Genomic DNA, 417 nt, shown 5'->3' with positions numbered 1-417 from the left:
ATTATAACTTTTTTGAATAACAATAACCAAATGTTTAAAATAATAACCATAATATCTAAAATTCTTAGAACAATTTTAAATAATAAATCGCCTATTTTAATAAAAGAATTTAACAGAAAGGTTTGCATTTCTTTAAAAAAATAAATAGCACTGCCTCCAACAGTAATAGCGAAAATAATTTTACAAATTTCTTTTAATTTTTCCCATAAACCCTCATCAGGTTTCATTAATTTTTGACCAGTAAGAGAAGAAACATTACTTTTAATAAAACTAATCAAAGAACTAAAAATATCTTTAAAAAAATTTAAAATATCTATTAAAAAACCAAATAAAGAACTAAATAATTTTAAAGGATAAATTAAAGTGGTTAATTTTTCCCATATAAAAATAACAATCATTTTAATAAAATTAAATATA

Annotated in this window: 1 pseudogene; it reads right to left on the bottom strand. The window is 18.9% G+C overall.

Features of this window, described 5'->3' with window-relative positions:
• A pseudogene (locus tag RI76_RS02950) lies at positions 1-417 on the bottom strand (hypothetical protein); the annotation flags it as partial.

Origin of the sequence: Milkweed yellows phytoplasma str. MW1 (assembly GCF_000309485.1) — a bacterium.
Lineage (GTDB): Bacteria > Bacillota_I > Bacilli_A > Acholeplasmatales > Acholeplasmataceae > Phytoplasma.
The sequence above is the reverse complement of the archived record's forward strand: the minus strand, read 5'-3'. Positions and strand labels throughout refer to the sequence as shown.